14 protein-coding genes are annotated in these 15,825 nt (G+C 66.8%); 4 read left to right on the top strand and 10 right to left on the bottom strand.

The genetic code is table 11. The features are described from left to right. Nucleotides 1-74: 74 nt before the first annotated feature. The 3 genes from CFB40_RS06595 to speB all read right to left on the bottom strand — a co-directional run bounded on the left by CFB40_RS06595 (nucleotide 75) and on the right by speB (nucleotide 3,537). Nucleotides 75-1,505 (bottom strand): purine-cytosine permease family protein, encoded by a 1,431-nt coding sequence (locus tag CFB40_RS06595; RefSeq protein ID WP_089424963.1) that lies wholly within the window; start codon nucleotides 1,503-1,505, stop codon nucleotides 75-77. Between the two features lie 303 nt (nucleotides 1,506-1,808). Then, complete coding sequence (locus tag CFB40_RS06585) at nucleotides 1,809-2,486, bottom strand: SOS response-associated peptidase family protein (protein WP_089430858.1); 678 nt, start codon at nucleotides 2,484-2,486, stop codon at nucleotides 1,809-1,811. 94 nt (nucleotides 2,487-2,580) lie between these two features. Next, the gene (speB, locus tag CFB40_RS06580) at nucleotides 2,581-3,537 is read right to left on the bottom strand and encodes an agmatinase (RefSeq protein WP_089430857.1); all 957 of its coding nucleotides are present in this window, start codon (nucleotides 3,535-3,537) and stop codon (nucleotides 2,581-2,583) included. Nucleotides 3,538-3,664: 127 nt separating this feature from the next. On the opposite strand from speB, the gene CFB40_RS06575 reads away from it, so the two are divergent. Further along, nucleotides 3,665-4,582 (top strand): LysR family transcriptional regulator, encoded by a 918-nt coding sequence (locus CFB40_RS06575; RefSeq protein WP_089430856.1) that lies wholly within the window; start codon nucleotides 3,665-3,667, stop codon nucleotides 4,580-4,582. 24 nt (nucleotides 4,583-4,606) lie between these two features. Here CFB40_RS06575 and CFB40_RS06570 read toward each other — a convergent pair whose 3' ends face one another. After that, nucleotides 4,607-5,236 carry an NAD(P)H-binding protein gene (locus CFB40_RS06570; RefSeq protein ID WP_089424961.1) on the bottom strand — a complete coding sequence of 210 codons (630 nt, stop codon included), beginning with the start codon at nucleotides 5,234-5,236 and terminating at the stop codon, nucleotides 4,607-4,609. A 126-nt stretch (nucleotides 5,237-5,362) separates the two neighbouring features. Further along, nucleotides 5,363-6,385 (bottom strand): AraC family transcriptional regulator, encoded by a 1,023-nt coding sequence (locus CFB40_RS06565; RefSeq protein WP_089430855.1) that lies wholly within the window; start codon nucleotides 6,383-6,385, stop codon nucleotides 5,363-5,365. Nucleotides 6,386-6,631: 246 nt separating this feature from the next. On the opposite strand from CFB40_RS06565, the gene CFB40_RS06560 reads away from it, so the two are divergent. Beyond that, nucleotides 6,632-7,582 (top strand): alpha/beta hydrolase, encoded by a 951-nt coding sequence (locus tag CFB40_RS06560; RefSeq protein ID WP_089431378.1) that lies wholly within the window; start codon nucleotides 6,632-6,634, stop codon nucleotides 7,580-7,582. Nucleotides 7,583-7,600: 18 nt separating this feature from the next. On the opposite strand, the gene CFB40_RS06555 is transcribed toward CFB40_RS06560, so the two are convergent. From CFB40_RS06555 to CFB40_RS06540, 4 genes are all read right to left on the bottom strand, one after another. Beyond that, on the bottom strand, nucleotides 7,601-8,665 hold the full coding sequence (locus CFB40_RS06555; protein ID WP_256976647.1) for a porin: 1,065 nt from the start codon (nucleotides 8,663-8,665) through the stop codon (nucleotides 7,601-7,603). A 238-nt stretch (nucleotides 8,666-8,903) separates the two neighbouring features. Next, entirely contained in the window at nucleotides 8,904-10,355 is a 1,452-nt protein-coding gene (locus tag CFB40_RS06550; protein WP_069353680.1) for an aldehyde dehydrogenase family protein, read from the bottom strand. A gap of 29 nt (nucleotides 10,356-10,384) precedes the next feature. Next, nucleotides 10,385-11,179, bottom strand: coding sequence for a class II aldolase/adducin family protein (locus CFB40_RS06545; protein WP_089430853.1), 795 nt, complete (start codon nucleotides 11,177-11,179; stop codon nucleotides 10,385-10,387). Between the two features lie 141 nt (nucleotides 11,180-11,320). Beyond that, nucleotides 11,321-12,277, bottom strand: a complete 957-nt coding sequence (locus CFB40_RS06540) for a LysR family transcriptional regulator (RefSeq protein WP_241025879.1) — start codon at nucleotides 12,275-12,277, stop codon at nucleotides 11,321-11,323. 211 nt (nucleotides 12,278-12,488) lie between these two features. Between CFB40_RS06540 and CFB40_RS06535 the strand changes: the two genes are divergently transcribed. Both CFB40_RS06535 and CFB40_RS06530 read left to right on the top strand, forming a co-directional pair. Beyond that, a complete protein-coding gene (locus CFB40_RS06535) occupies nucleotides 12,489-14,159 on the top strand; it encodes a GMC family oxidoreductase (RefSeq protein ID WP_089424955.1) in 1,671 nt (556 codons plus the stop codon). Nucleotides 14,160-14,226: 67 nt separating this feature from the next. Then, nucleotides 14,227-15,174: an MBL fold metallo-hydrolase gene (locus CFB40_RS06530; protein WP_089430852.1), complete on the top strand. Its 948-nt coding sequence runs from the start codon at nucleotides 14,227-14,229 to the stop codon at nucleotides 15,172-15,174. A gap of 46 nt (nucleotides 15,175-15,220) precedes the next feature. Here the strand turns inward: CFB40_RS06530 and CFB40_RS06525 are convergent, their stop codons facing one another. Continuing rightward, nucleotides 15,221-15,784, bottom strand: a complete 564-nt coding sequence (locus CFB40_RS06525) for a DUF924 family protein (protein WP_089430851.1) — start codon at nucleotides 15,782-15,784, stop codon at nucleotides 15,221-15,223. Nucleotides 15,785-15,825: the final 41 nt, after the last annotated feature.

The raw sequence follows: 15,825 nt of genomic DNA, 5'->3' as shown, positions 1-15,825 counted from the left end.
CCGGGCGCAGGCGGCGCCCGGCTCGCGCGACAGTCAGGCCGGCAACCGGCCGGCCCGAGGCGCGTGACGTGTCGTCAGTGGTGAACTTCGCCGCGTTCGAGCGGCAGGATCAGGCGCTCGGGAATGCTGCGGCGCGATGCGCGTGCGCCGATGTAGTACAGCACGGCCGGCACGACCAGGCCGAGGATCCACGAGATGTCGGTGCCGCCGAGCGCGTCGACGAGCGGCCCCGTGTAGATGTGCGTCGACATGAACGGCAACTGCACGAGGATGCCGACCACGTAGATCGTGATCGCCATCACGTTCCAGCGGCCGTAGCGGCCGTCCGGATCGGACAGCGCCGGCACGTCGTAGCGCGAGCGCGTGAAGCAGTAGTAATCGACCAGGTTGATCGCGCTCCACGGCGTGAAGAACGCGAGCAGGAACAGGATGAACGCGGTGAATTCCTTCAGGAACGAATGGCGGCCCGCGAGCGCGATGAGCGTGGATACGCAGATCATCCCGAAGATGTAGACGAGGCGGCTGCGCGACGACACGGCGTGCTTGCCGCGAAAGCCGCTGACGATCGTCGCCATCGACATGAAGCTGCCGTACGCGTTGAGCGCCGTCACCGTCACCTTGCCGAACGCGATGCTGAAGTACAGCAGCGCGGCCACGGCGCCCGTCGAGCCGAGACCGACGATATACGCGACCTCATGGTGCGCGAACTGGCCGCCGGCCAGCGCGGCCGCAAACACGCCGAACACCATCGCCGCCTGCGCGCCGATCACCGAGCCGAGGCCGACCGCCACGAACGTCGCGACCGACGACGTCGAGCGCGGCAGGTAGCGCGAATAGTCGGCGACATACGGGCCGAACGCGATCTGCCACGACGCGGACAGCGACATCGACAGCAGGAAGCTCGCGAGCGAGAAATGCTTGTTCGCGAGCAGCGCGCCGATGTCGTGGTTCGCGAACAGCTGCGTGAACATGTAGACGAACGCGGCGATGCCGACCACGCTGGCGATCCGGCCGACGGCGTGGATCGCGCGATAGCCGAACACGGTCAGCACGACGATCACGGCCGCGAACAGCAGGATGCCGGCCGCGTCGTCGATGTGCAGCAGCTGCGCGACGGCCTGCCCGGCCAGCACCGAGCCGCTCGCGGAAAAGCCGATGTACATCAGGCACACGAGCACGATCGGGATCATCGCGCCATAGACGCCGAACTGCACGCGGCTCGAGATCATCTGCGGCAGCCCGAGCTGCGGCCCCTGCGCGCCATGCAGCGCCATCACCGCGCCGCCGATGAACTGGCCGAGCAGCAGCGCGACCAGCGACCAGAACACGTCGCCGCCGAGCACGACCGCGAGTGCGCCCGTGACGATGGCCGTGATCTGCATGTTCGCCGACAGCCAAAGCGTGAACTGGCTCAGCAAGCCGCCGTGGCGCTCGGCGTCGGGAATGAAGTCGATCGAACGGACTTCGATCAGGCCGCCGGCTTTTCCACTGGGATTCGTTGACACGGGGAAATCTCCAAAATACTCAGGATCACAAATGGTTGGAACGAGACGGGAAGCTGCGAGCCGCCCTTTCGGCTCGGCGGGTGCGGGGCGCCGTGGATCGCCGGCATGCGCCACGCACGCATGGTCTGCGCACTGGCGCGCAAGCGGCACGATGTGTGCCGACATTGCCAGCGGATGATCTTGTATATACAACTTGCGAGGTATCGGTGATTACCCGGAATCCGCCGATTTTCGAAAATGTCCGAATGATCGGGCCACGTTCGGCCTGTCCAGTCGAAAGATGAATGTCGGAATAATGAAAGCTCAGGCGCGTGCGGGCGATGCCTGATCGGGCTCGGCCGTCATGTCGGCGGCGGGAAGGAGATTCAGCAGGCGCCGGGCGGCCTCGATGTCGCGCACGTGCAGCCATTCGTCGTAGTCGTCGCGACGCAGCATCACGACGCCCCGCTTCTCTTCGCCGGGCCGATGCATCCGCGCGAACAGCGGGTGCGTATCCGCGTTGACCGTGAGCATCGCCATGCCCACGCGCTCGCGGCCGTCGTCACCTTCGTAGCGCCGCCAGATGCCGGCGACGCAGTACGGCTGCCAGCCGTCGACGCCGATCCGCTGCCACACGTTGCGGCCGGTTTCGTAGCAGGGTTCGAAGATCCAGCGCACCGGAATCAGGCAGCGCTGGCCGTTGCGCCACGCGTTGCCGTAGAGCCGCGACGAGCCGACCGTTTCCGCGCGCGCGTTCACCGTGTCGAGCTTCTTCTTTTTACGGCCGTTCTCGTCGAGCCGCTCCGGCTGCATGAATTTCGGCCAGAAGCCGAACACGGCCGCGACGACTTCGAGGCCGTCGCTATCGGCACGCGCGATCGGCGCCGCGTAGTCGGGATACACGTCGGGGGCCCACGGGTCGCGGCGATACAGATCGCCGATGCCGATCTTCAGTTCGCTGATGCCCGGGTCTTCGTCGGGGGCGCGGTAGTGAGTGCACACGGCTCGGCGGACGATGGATGCAATGTTTCCATCGTAGGTCAGCGCAGGGCCGCGGTCGCGCTATTGTTTTGTATGACGAAACAGTTTTACGAATCTATTTTCCCATGGCTCGCCGCCGGCGCGATGCGTACAGGCAGATCAGTTCCAGCGCGATCGTCGCGCCGGCCAGCGACGTGATTTCCGCATGATCGTACGGCGGCGACACTTCGACCACATCCATGCCGACCAGGTTGATGCCGTCCAGATGCCGCAGGATCTCGAGCGCCTGATGGCTCGACAACCCGCCCGAGACCGGCGTCCCCGTGCCCGGCGCGAACGCCGGATCGAGGCAGTCGATGTCGAACGTCAGGTACACGGGATGGTCGCCGACCCGCTCGCGAATGCGCGCGGCGACCGCGGCGGGCGTCGACGCATGCACCCGGCGCGCATCCTGGATGTCGAAGCCCATCGGCTCGTCGTTGGTCGTCCGGATCCCGATCTGCGCCGACCGTTCGGGCACGACCCACCCTTCCCGCGCCGCGTGATAGAACATCGTGCCGTGATCGATGCGCTTCACGTCGCGGTCGGGCCACGTGTCGGTATGCGCATCGAAGTGCACGAGCGACAGCGGCCCGTGCACCTTCGCATGTGCCTTCAGCAGCGGATACGTGATGAAGTGATCGCCGCCGAGCGTCAGCATCGCGCAGCCGCGCGCGAGGATCGCATCCGCATGCCGCTCGATCGCGCCCGGCACCGATTCGGGCTGCCCGAGATCGAATGCGCAATCGCCGTAGTCGACCGCGGCCAGCACGTCGAACGGATCGAACGACCACGGCCACGGGCGCGCCCACGCGATGCCCGTCGACGCGATCCGCAACCCGCGCGGGCCGAAGCGCGTGCCGGGCCGGTGCGATGCGGCGGAATCGAACGGCACGCCGGTGATCGCGAGGTCGACGCCGCCGAGATCGCGGCTGAAACGCCGGCGCATGAAGCTCGTCGCGCCCGCGAAGGTCGGTTCGGCCTGCGTGCCGTAGAGGCTGGCGCGCGTGAACGCGAAATCGTTCTGGCTCATCGTCGGATTCCTGTCTGGTGGGAAACGGCCGCGCGGCTGGCGACCTCGTGCCCGATTCTGCCGTCACGGCATCCGACGAAAAATTTGAACTAACATAAGCCGACTTCACGAAACGCGACGTATCGCCATGCTGACCCGATTGAGAGACATGGATTTGCAGTTGCTGCGGCTCTTTCTGACGATCGTCGAAAGCGGCGGCTTCAGCGCCGCGCAGGGCACGCTCGGCATGGCGCCTTCGACGATCAGCACGCAGATGGCCAAGCTCGAGACGCGCCTCGGGTTCCGGCTGTGCGATCGCGGCAAGAGCGGCTTCCGGCTGACGCCGAAGGGCGAACGCGTGCTGCAGTCGACCCGGCGGCTCCTGCACGCGATGGACGTGTTCACGCGCGATACGCAGCACGTGTCGGGCACGTTGCTCGGCGAACTGCGCATCGGGCTGTCCGAGCGGCTCGCACCGGACATCGTCGAATCGATCGCGACGAGCGTCGGCCGCTTCCGCGAACGGGCGCCCGATGTGCTGATCGAGATGATCGCGGTGCCGCCCGATGAACTGGAGCGCAGGTTGCTGAAGGGCGAACTGCAGCTCGCGATCGGCTACTTTTCCGGCCACCAGGCCGGCCTGCACTACGCACCGCTGTTCGTCGAACACCAGTCGCTGCACTGCGGCGCGCGGCATCCGCTGTTCGCGAAGAAGACCGTGTCGGTCAACGACATTGCGAACGCGAGCAACGTCGCGCGGCTCTACAAGACGACTACGTCGGGTGCGGCGCCGCGCAACGCGCAACCGACCGCGTTCTCCGAAAACGTCGACGCCGACGTGATCTTCATCCTGTCCGGCGCGCATGTGGGGTTCCTGCCCGACCACGTCGCGGCGCCGTGGGTCGCCGCAGGCAAGATGCGCCGGCTGCTCGCGAGCAAGCTGAGCCATACGGTCGAATTCCAGCTCGCGACGCCGAGGAACTGCGACGGCAGCGAAGCGCTGGAGGCGTTCACGGCGGCGCTTGCCGAACAGTTCGGCGGGCTCGACGGCTTCGCGGATCAGTGACCGGCGCGCGCCGCCCGCTTTGCGTCAGACGAGTTGGTCCGACGCAATGACCTGCACGCCCGGCCGCGCGTCGATTGCCGCGTCGAGCATCGCGCGGGCGATCCGCGACGCGGGATTCACGCGCCACTTCGCCGGCAGCACGGGCCGGGCCACGTTCAACACGGACACCAGCAGCCGCTCGCCGAACCTGAATTCGTCGCGGCTGCCGCCGATCAGGCCGGGCCGCACGTAAGTGAGCGCCGCGAACCCGACGCCGGCGAGCGCCTGCTCGACCTCGCCCTTCACGCGGTTGTAGAAGATGCGCGACGCCGGATCCGCGCCGAGTGCGGAATTCAGCACGTAAGCCGGTGTGCCGTGGCGGTGTGCGAGCCGCGCGACCGCGAGCGGATAGTCGTGGTCGACGCGCCGGAATGCCGCCTGGGAGCCCGCAGCGCGCATCGTGGTGCCGAGCGTGCAGATCACTGCATCGGCGTGCCACCAGTCGGCCGTGTCGGGCAGATGATCGAAATCGACCTCGAGCGCGCGCATCTTCGGGTGCGGCGACAACGGGCGGCGCGCGACGACGATCACCTGATCGACCCGCGCATCGGCGAGCGCGACTTCGAGGACGTGACGCCCGACGAGTCCGGTCGCGCCGACGAGCAGCAATTTCATGTCCGATCCCTCCGAGTAGAGCCTGCCTTGGCGAGCCGGGAACGGCCCGGCTTACGGCTTCCCCCATGATCGTCGGCCGACTCGGCGCCGACAACCCTCCAACATCTCCAAAAGTTACAGGGTGCGCTACAAACCCGCCGCCTGTCGCGACACGCTCGGCGCGACACCCGTCCAGCGCTTGTACGCCTGCGAGAACGACGACATGTCGCTGAATCCCAGTTCCTGCGCGATTTCCTTGATCGACCGGCGCCCTTCCGCGATCAACGCCTGCGCGCGGGTCTTGCGCACCGCGCTCGAAATGTCCCGGAAGCATGCGCCCTCTTCCTGGAGCCGGCGCTTCAACGTGCGCTCGCTGGTGTTGAGCAACGTCGCGATGTCCTTCAGCTGCGGCGGCCGGTCGAACGGGCGCGTGGCCAGGTACTCGTTCAGGAACGATACGAGGTCGACGCGCGTCCGCCTGCGCGTGATCAGCTCGGCACACATGCGCTCGCACATCGCCGCGGTCGCGGCATTCGCCTGCGGCAACGGTCGCTCGAGATGCGCATGCTCGAACGTGAGCGTGCTGGCGGGCTGGCCGTGCCGGATCGTCGCGCCGAGCACCGGCTGCTGCGCGCCAGCGCCGGGGCCGGCACCATACGCAAGATCGAACGTCGCGAGTTCGAACGCGCTGCCGATCACGTCGCGCAGCACGCGGCACGTCGCGCCCATCGCGCGTTCGACGAAGAAGCGCTGCACGTTCGCGGCGAGCTCCGGCGACGCGTCGAACTGAATCACGTCGCGCGGCCCGGCCCGGCGGAACGTCATCCCGACGAAGGTATAGGTCAGCGCCAGGTAGCGGCCCGCGAGCGCGACCGCGTCCATGCCGGTCGCGCTGCTCAGCAGCCCGTAGCCGAGCAGCCCGTATGCCGAAAGCTGGTACGACAGGCCGACCTCGAGGCCGACGCCGGCCTCCCCGGCGGTCAGGTCGAGCAGGTTCGACGCAACGGCCAGCTCCTGCGCGGCCAGCACCGTGAAGTCCGGGTCGGCAAGCTGCTTCAGCGTGAGCTGCGACCCCTTGAGCAACGCCTGCGGCGCGATCTTGCGGTCGCGGCCGAAATCGATCATCAGCAGGACGGAAGCCGGGCTGCGGGCAAAGTTCCAGACATTCATCAGACGCCTCGCGACGTGGGTTGGCCTAGATTCTAAAGCGGTTGGCCCGCCCCAGCATGGATCGCGCGAGCCCGCGCGCCGATGATGAACGCCATCGCAACCCGCACGGCGTCGATCACCATGAAGCGTCCGTCGCTCTTTCGTGCTGCCCGCGCGCTGCTGCTGGCCGCCGGCCTGTCGAGCGCACCGCTCGTACCGGCACTGGCCCACGCCGCCGTTTCGCCCCATCCACCGGAGTCCGCCACCATGCCCAAGACCTACGCCGACCAGCCCGTCTGGCGCGACATGCAGACATTCCTTCCGACCGACTTCCAGTGGAAGGACGGCCGGCAACCGACGGAGGAATGGTGGTCCTGGCACGGCCATCGCATGCATCTCGACACGTACCGCAACCGCCAGGCGCGGGTGAAGGTGATCCTGTTCCATGGCGTGGGCACCAACGGCCGGCAGATGTCGATGATCCTCGGCGAGCAGCTCGCGCGCCGCGGCTACGAAGCGATCGCGGTCGACATGCCCGAGTACGGGATGACCGAAGTCGCCACGGGCAAACGGGTCCGCTATGACGACTGGGTGCGCGCGGGCAGCGACCTGATCGACGCGGAGCGCGCGAAGGACGGCCGGCCGATCGTGCTCTACGGACTCAGCGCCGGCGGCATGCTCACGTATCACGTGGCTGCGCTGAACGGCAAGGTCAAGGGCATCGTCGGGATGACCTTCCTCGACCAGCGCCTTCAGCAGGTGCGCGACGAAACCGCGCGCAACGTGTTAATGAGCCGCGTCGGCGGCCCGTTGATGCATCTCACCGCGATGACGCCGCTGAAATCGATGCGGGTGCCGATGACGCTCGCCAGCAAGATGTCCGCGCTCGTCAACGATCGGGATGCGCTGAAAGTATGGCTGTCTGATCGCACCTCCGCCGGCAACGCGATGACGATCGCGTTTCTCGATTCCTACATGTCGTACCGGCCGGCGGTCGAGCCGGAGGATTTCGCCGTGTGCCCGATCCTGCTCACGCAACCGGCCGCGGACCGCTGGACGCCGTTGCACCTGAGCGAACCGTTCCTGCAGCGCGTGCGGAAAGTGCCGGTGAAGGTCGTCATGCTGGACAATGCGGGCCACTATCCGCTCGAACAGCCGGGGCTGTCGCAGATGGTCGAGGCGATCGATGCGTTCTATCGGGAGGTGACGGCAAAGTGAATGCCGGGCGCGGATCGCCTAGAACACCGTTCGAACGCCGACCCGCAACACGCCCTGCCGCGCGCCCGACGATGCGGTGAACGTACCGCACACCGATGCGATCACGTCCTCGCCGCCGCTCGCCTGTTGATACACGGCACTCATGTAGACGTCGGTCTTCTTCGACAACAGGTAATCGAGCGTGATGCCGGCCTGGTTCGAATGATTGCCGGTCAGTTGCCGGTTGCCCTTCGCGTACAGGTAGTTCGCATACGCGAAGAAATCCGGCGCGAACCGGTACAGCCCGCCGATCTCGTAGGTGTCGACGTGCGCGCCCGTCAGCGTGTTGCGCGTATTCACGTACAGCGCGTCGAGCGCGAAGTCGCCGAATGTATAGCGTCCGCCCGCGCCGGCATTGCGGATGCCGAGGTGCCCGTTGTCGATTCCCTCTTCTTTCGAATACGTGTACGCCGCATCCAGCCGCAACGGCCCGTTGTCGTAGGACACGCCGAAGCTCGACAGGCTGTTGCTGCCGGTCTGCCCGGCGATGTTGCTGAAGCCATACAACGCGCCGAACCGGAACCCGCCGTAATACGCGGACGTGAACTTGATCGCGTTCGGTGTTGCGCCCCCGCCCGTCGTACGCGTGTAGTCGAAGGTGCCGAGCGCCGCGCCCAGTTTCGAGAACGGGCCGCCCGGCAGCTGGTACAGGCTGACATACGAAATCTCGTGCCCCCAGCGATGCAGCGACAGGTTGTCGAACATGTAGTCGAACTGCCTGCCAAGCGTCACGGTGCCGTACGGCGTGACGATGCCGACATAGGACTCGCGTCCGGACAGTGCGCCGCCGCGCACCGTGCCGCTGTTGATATCGGGCTGCGACGCCATGAAGACGAGCGCCTGGAACCCGCCGCCGAGATCCTCGACCGTGCGGATCCCGATCAGGTTGGGCGCCTGGATGCCGGACATCGCCTGAACCAGCGCCTTGCCGCCCGAATTGCTCACGTACGAAATGCCGTTGTCGACCAGACCGAACAGCGTGACCGAACTCTGCGCGTGCACGTGGCACGACACCATCGCCAGCGCGACGGCCATTGTCTTCATTCTCACGGATGCTGTCTCCAAACCGTCAGTGTCCGACGCACCGTTCGCATACGAGCGAACCACACGTCGGACTGTCATTTTTATTAGTAAAACTATCTAATTGGCGCGTGCGGGATATGTGTTCCCCGCTCGATGCGCCGCCGTGGGCCGGGTTACCCGGCGTCGACTGATGGATCGCGCGCGCCGTCGCCGGCCGAACCCGTCGATGACGGGAACGACCGGCGGCGAGTCGCGCGTGTTACAGCATCACGTTGATGACCTTCTTCTCGACATAGCTATACATTTCCTCGATCCCCTCTTCCCGGTCGACGCCGCTGTTCTTGAAGCCGCCCCATGGCACGCCGAGGAAGTGCGTGTTGCTGCCGTTGACGAACACGCTGCCCGCACGGATGCGACGCGCGGTGTTGAGCGCCTGCCGGATGTCGTTGGTCCAGATCGCGGCCGAGAGCCCGTATTCCGTGTCGTTGGCCATCGCGACCACTTCGTCGACATCACGCCATCGTGCGACCGACAGAATCGGGCCGAAGACTTCCTCGCGCCACAGCCGCATCTCGGGCGTGACATCGGCATAGACGGTCGGCTCGACCCAGAAGCCTTTTTCGAAAGCGTGCCCGGGCGGGCGGCGGCCGCCCGTCATCAGCCGCGCGCCATGCGTCTGCGCCGGGTCGAGAAAGCTCATCACGTGTTCGTAGCTCTTGCGCGAATTGATCGGGCCCATGCCCGTGTCGGGCAACATCGGATCGCCGACGCGGATCGCGGCCACGCGCTCGACGACACGCGCGAGCACGTCGTCGTAAATGTCGTCGTGCACCAGCAGCCGCGAATTGGATCCGCACGACTGGCCTTGCCATGAGAAATTCATCCCGCGCACCGCGCTCTCGGCGGCCGCGTCCGGATCCGCGTCCGGAAACACGATCATCGGATTCTTGCCGCCCAGCTCGAGCGTCACGTGCTTGACGCCCACCTCCGCCGCGCTGCGCTGGATCGCCTGCCCGGTCGGCACGGACCCGATCAGCGCAAGACGCTTCACGTCCGGATGGCGCACCAACGCATCGCCGACTTCCGCGCCCGTTCCGTTGACGATGTTGAACACGCCGGCCGGCAATGTCTCGCGCGCGACCTCACCGAGCACGAGCACGGACAACGGCGACGTTTCGGGCGGCTTCACCACCACCGTGTTGCCGGTCACGAGCGCGGATGCGGTACGCGCCGCGGAGAACATCGCCGGATGATTGAACGCGGCAATCCGGCCGACGACGCCATACGGCTCGTACACGGTCATGTGCAGATGGCGGCCGGTGGCCGGGATCGTCTCGCCGTGCAGCCCGTGCACGAGCCCCGCGTAATAGCGCAGGCTGCGCACCGTCTCGTGCATGCTCGCAAGCGTCGGCACGTAGGTGTTGCCTGAATCGAGCACCTCGATGCGTGACAACGCCTCCGCGCGTTCGAGCAAGCGCTCGCCAAACCCGCGCAACAGTTCGCCGCGCTCCTCGCCGGTGCGTTCGGCCCACGCGGGCCACGCGCGCTGGGCCGCATCCACGGCCCGCGCGACGTCCTTGCGCGAGCCGGCTGGCGCGCGGCCGATCACTTCCTCGGTAGCCGGGTTGATCGACGCCGCCCACTCGCCGGTCTCGCTTTCCACCAGTTCGCCGTCGATCAGCAAACGGCCGGTTATCCACTGCTCGTCCATACTCGTCTCCTCGATGATTCGATCGCCGGTCAACGCGCGCCCGTGTGTTGCTCGTGCTGCACGCGCCGCTTCCACAGCGCCCACGGGCGCTCGACCTGCGTTTCGATGTTCGCGCACGCGGTTGCGGCTTCCTGCTCGCTCAGATAAACCACGTCACCCAGTTGCAGCGCCTCGATCTGCATCCGCGCGTTCACTTCCGCGTAGACCGCGCGATACACGGCCTGCTTGAGCGTCGGCGCGACCACGGTCGAACCGTGACCGCGCATCAGTACGAACGCCGCACTGCCGAGCCGCTGCGCCAGCGCCGCGCCGAGCGCGTTGTCGCGCACGAGCAGGTCCGTCGCATCGCCGGCGGTATCGCGAATCTCGAACACCGGCGTACCCGCGCCGAGAAATCCGCTCATGTGGCACACCGGCCGCAGCGGCGTGCGTTGCGTCACGCTGAACGGCAGCACGGTCGGCGAATGGCTGTGGACGATCGCCTGCACGTCCGGACGCGCTTTATAGATCTCGCCGTGGATGAAACGCTCCAGATAGACGGCGCGCCCGCCGGCATTGACCGGCACGCCGTCCAGCGTGAATTCGACGATGTCGTCGATGCCGACGGTGCCCGGCGCCATGTTGCGCGCCAGCAGGAAGCGCTGCGGATCCTTGTCGTGACGGACGCTGACGTGACCGAAGGCATCGACGATGCCCTGGTCGAACAGGATGCGGTTCGCGCAGACGAGATCCTCGACGAGCGCGGGATCCGGCGCATCGGCGGGACGCCCGGCATCGTCCGCATACGCGGCTGCGCCGCCGGATTGAAGATGAAGAGTACACATGGGTCGGCCTGTTTTCGGGTTGACTGGCAGTGCGCACGCCCGCTTCGCGTCGCGAGGCGGACCGTCAAGCACCCGGCCAGCTTAGGACCGCGCCGACCATAGGTCTATTAGCTATTGATCGCCAAACAGATAGCCCGATGACTATGAATTCGGGACGCCCGCTGCCGCGCCCGGCGACGCGGAATCGACGATGAACTGCACGAGTTCGGCCTGGAACGCCGAGAAGCGCTTGTCGTCGCGATGCACGAGATAGATCGGCACCTTCATCGACAGCTCCGGGCGATCGAGCACGACCAGCTCGCCGCGCTCGACCTCCGCACGCACCGCCGACGCGAACATGAAGCTCACGCCGAGGTTCTCGCGCACCACGTGTTTCATCGCCTCCGGATGCCCGAGTTCCATCACGACCTTGCGCTGTTCGAGGCCGCGCTCGCGCAGCAGCGCCTCTTCGAGCTCGCGGCGCGGCTGGTTGCGCGGCGTGCTCACGAACGGCACGCGGCGCAGGTCGAGATCGCCGGCCGGCTGCGCGGCCCACGGGCTCGACGCGCCGCACACGAGCAGCAGTTCGTCCTCCCACACGGGAATGGTCGCCAACCCTTCGAGATCCTGATTGGCCGCGATCAGGATGACCGCGAAATCGCAACCGCCGACACGGGTCGCATCGACGGCCGCCTGCGGCGTCAGGATCTGCACGGTCACGAGCCCGTCGGGCTGCCGCCGGTGGAACTCGGCGAACAGCGGCGGCAACGCGTACGAGCCGATCGACATCGACGTCGCCACCACCGCGGTGCCCATTTCGCCCTGTTCGAGACCGGCGAGTTCGCGCTCGACCTCGCGAGTGCGCGTGATCACCTCGGTCGCCCAGCGATAGATGCGCTCGCCGGCTTCCGTGAGTGCGATGTTGCGGCCGGCGCGCTTCACGAGCGCGTAGCCGAGCCGCTTCTCCATGCTGCGCACGTGCGCAGTCACGACCGGCTGCGCGATGCACAGGCGGTCGGCCGCGCGCGTGACGCTGCCGAGCTCGACCACCGTGCAGAACACCTCGAGCTTCTGAAAAGTGAGATACGAATCGAATCCGCGCACAGTCCCCTCGCCCATAGCCATCCGGGTATCGGATGGCACCGTAATACGTATTGGAAGATATGTTTCAGGTTACGCACAATCGAATGAACCCACAACCGAGAGGCCTGCGTTCAGGCCCACCTGGAGACATCATGGTTCGTTCGACGTCTGTTCCGGCCGGTCGCCGCGCCCCGCGTTCGCGGGTCGCGCCGGCCTGCCCTGCCGCCCGGCACCGCGAGGTGCGTCGATGAAAACCGATACGTACGACTACGTGATCGTCGGCGCCGGCTCGGCCGGTTGCGCACTCGCCTACCGGCTCGGCGAGGACCCGAACGTCCGCATCCTCGTGATCGAGGCCGGCGAGCAGGATCGCTCGCCGTACATCAAGGTGCCGCTGACGTGGGGCCAGATCCTGAAGAACCGGCTGTTCGACTGGGGCTATTTCACCGAGCCGGAAGCCGGCATGGACGGCCGCCGGATCGAATGCGCGCGCGGCAAGGTAGTGGGCGGCTCGTCGTCGATCAACGGCATGGCCTACGCACGCGGCGCGCGGGAAGACTACGAAGGCTGGGCCGACGAATTCGGCCTGACCGACTGGTCCTACGACGCGGTGCTGCCGTACTTCAAGCGCTCCGAATCGTGGGAGCGCGGCGAATCGGCGCTGCGCGGCGGCCGCGGCCCGCTCACCGTGATCCGGCTCGACTATCGCGACCCGTTGGTGGGTGGCTTCCTCGACGCGACACGTGCCTGCGGCTATCCCGAGAACGACGACTACAACGGCGCATCCGTCGAAGGCTTCGGGCCGATGCAGGCCACGATCCGCAACGGCCTGCGCTGCAGCGCCGCGGTCGCCTACCTGCGCCCGGCGCTCGCGCGCGGCAACGTCACGCTGGTGACGGGCGCCCTCGCGAAGCGCATCGTGCTCGATACCGACCGGGGCGCGCCGCGCGCCATCGCGATCGAGTATCGCCGGGGCGAATCCGACTACCGCGCCGATGCGCGCCGCGAAGTCATCCTCTGCGGCGGCGTGATCAATTCGCCGCAACTGCTGATGCTCTCCGGCATCGGCGCGGCCGACAGCCTGCGCACGCACGGCATCGCGTCGACGGTCGAATTGCCCGGCGTGGGCACGAACCTTCACGATCACATCGTGTTCGACCTGCGCTGGAGCCGCAAGGAACCCGGCCCGCTGCACCGGATGATGCGTGCCGATCGCATCGCGTTCGACGTCGTGCGCACGTTTGCCGGCGGCAACGGCTTCTCGAGCACGATCCCCGCCGCCGCGCTTGGCCTGGTCAGGAGCCAGCCTCACCTGCCGCTGCCGGACGTGCAGCTGATCCTCGCGGCCGGCGCGATGAACGCCGCGCCGTATTTCGAGCCGTTCAAGCATGCGTATGCCGATTCGTTCGCGATCAAGGGCATTTTCCTCACGCCCGAAAGTCGCGGACGCGTGTCGCTGAAGTCGGCCGATCCGGCCGAGCATGCGCGGATCGAACAAAACTTCCTCGCCACCGAGAATGATCGCATCGCTGCGCGGGAGATGTTCCGGCGCATGCGGGAAATCGGCGCGCAGGCCGGACTGCGCCCGTTCATCGACGCAGAGATCGCACCGGGCCCGCAAGTCCAGAGCGATGCAGATGTCGACGCGTTCATTCGTCGCATCGCGATCACCCTTCATCACCCGGTCGGCACGTGCCGCATGGGCCGCGACGACGATCCGGCGGCCGTGGTGGATACGCAGATGCGCGTGCGCGGCGTGGCCGGCTTGCGGGTGGTCGACGGCTCCGCGATCCCGCGCATCATCCGCGGGCCGACCAACGCGCTGATCATGATGATGGCCGAACGCGCGGCGGATTTCATGACCGGGAAAGCCGTGCCGGTGCCGCAGGCGCAGGCACGCGCCACGGCACGGATATAGACAGTCGCGCGCGGGGCAGCGCACCACGCCCCGCTTCGATTCATTCCAATTCATTCAGGAGACACCGATGACCCATTCCTGCGGGCATGCGCATTGCCATGCGCACATCACGAATGCCGAACCGCATGCTTTTTCCCTCGCGCTCGGCAACGTCGAAATCATCCGGCTGTACGACACGACGCTGCTCGGCGAAACCGCGCAGAGCTGGCTGCCGGACTTCGACCGCGCACGCGTGGCGGAACACGAGCACTGGCTCGCGCCGACACACTACGATCCCGAAAGCGGCCGCATCCCGATGCCCGTGCACAGCTGGATCGTGCGGACCGGCCGGCATACGGTGCTGATCGACAGTTGTATCGGCAACCACAAGGAGCGGCCGGGGCTGCCGGAAATGCACCGGCTGTCGACGCGCTATCTCGACCGGATGCGCGCACTCGGCATCCAGCCCGAGGAGATCGACTACGTGATGTGCAGCCACCTTCACGCCGATCACGTCGGCTGGAACACGCAGCTCGTCAATGGTGTGTGGGTGCCGACCTTCCCGAACGCGCGCTACGTGATCTCGCAGGTCGAGCACGATCACCTGGTCCGCGCGATCCGGGGCGAAGGCCCCGCCGGCCCCGCGTGGTTCAGCCCGATGTACAACGACAGCGTGCTGCCCGTGATCGAGGCCGGCCAGGCCACGATGTTCGACGACACCTACGAGCTCGACGACACGTTCCTGATCCGCCACGCGCCGGGCCATTCTCCGGGTCACGTGCGCATCGAGCTGACGTCGCAAGGCTCGCGCGGCGTGTTCAGCGGCGACATGCTGCACTCGCCGATCCAGATCCCGTTCTGGCAATGGAGCAGCAAGGTCTGCGACGATCGCACGCTCGCCGCGAAGAGCCGCTTCGAGCTGCTCGCGCATTGCGTCGAGCACGGCGCACTGCTGCTGCCCGGTCATTTCGAGGCACCGCACGCGGGGCATATCGTCGATACGGCCGGCACGTTCGGCATCGAGTTCCTGCGCTGACGCACGCATGGCCGCCACGGCGGCCATGCCGCGCGAACCGGTGGGCTCATCCGGCGAAGCCGCCGGATGCGAGAAAGCGCGCCTCGTCGCGCGTCGTCTCGCGGCCGAGCAGCCCGTTGCGATGCGGGAAGCGGCCGAAGCGCGCGACGATCTCCCGGTGCCCGATCGCATGCGACAGCCACGGCTGGCCGAGCCTGCCGTTCAGTTCGACGGAAATCCGCTGGTCGTCGAGGTCTTCGGAATGGGCGAACGGCAAACAGAAGAACAGGCGCAGCGGCCGCTCGACCTGCGCCATCTGATCGTGCTCGTACGCGTGCATCGCGAACTGCCGTGCGAGCGCGTCGGTCGCATACATGCGCGCGGTGCCGCGAAACGCATTGCGCGGAAACTGGTCGGTGAGCAACAGCAGCGCGAGCGTCCCGTATGGCGTCGACAACCAGCCGTCCAGCTCGCGCCTTGCAGCGGCCAGGTGCGTATCGAGAAAGCGCTCGCGAAAGCGGCGATCGAAATCGGGATGTTTTGCGAACCATTGCGCGGGCCCGGCATCGATCCAGAACGTGATGACGGCCTGCGCCGGCGGCGCGGCAAACAATGGCATATCGATCTTCATGGCGAAGAGATGAACGACGGGTGAATGGAAGCGGCACGTCG

Origin of the sequence: Burkholderia sp. AU31652, assembly GCF_002223155.1 — a bacterium.
In the GTDB taxonomy this organism is placed as follows: Bacteria; Pseudomonadota; Gammaproteobacteria; order Burkholderiales; family Burkholderiaceae; genus Burkholderia.
This window is presented reverse-complemented; position numbering and strand designations above follow the sequence as displayed.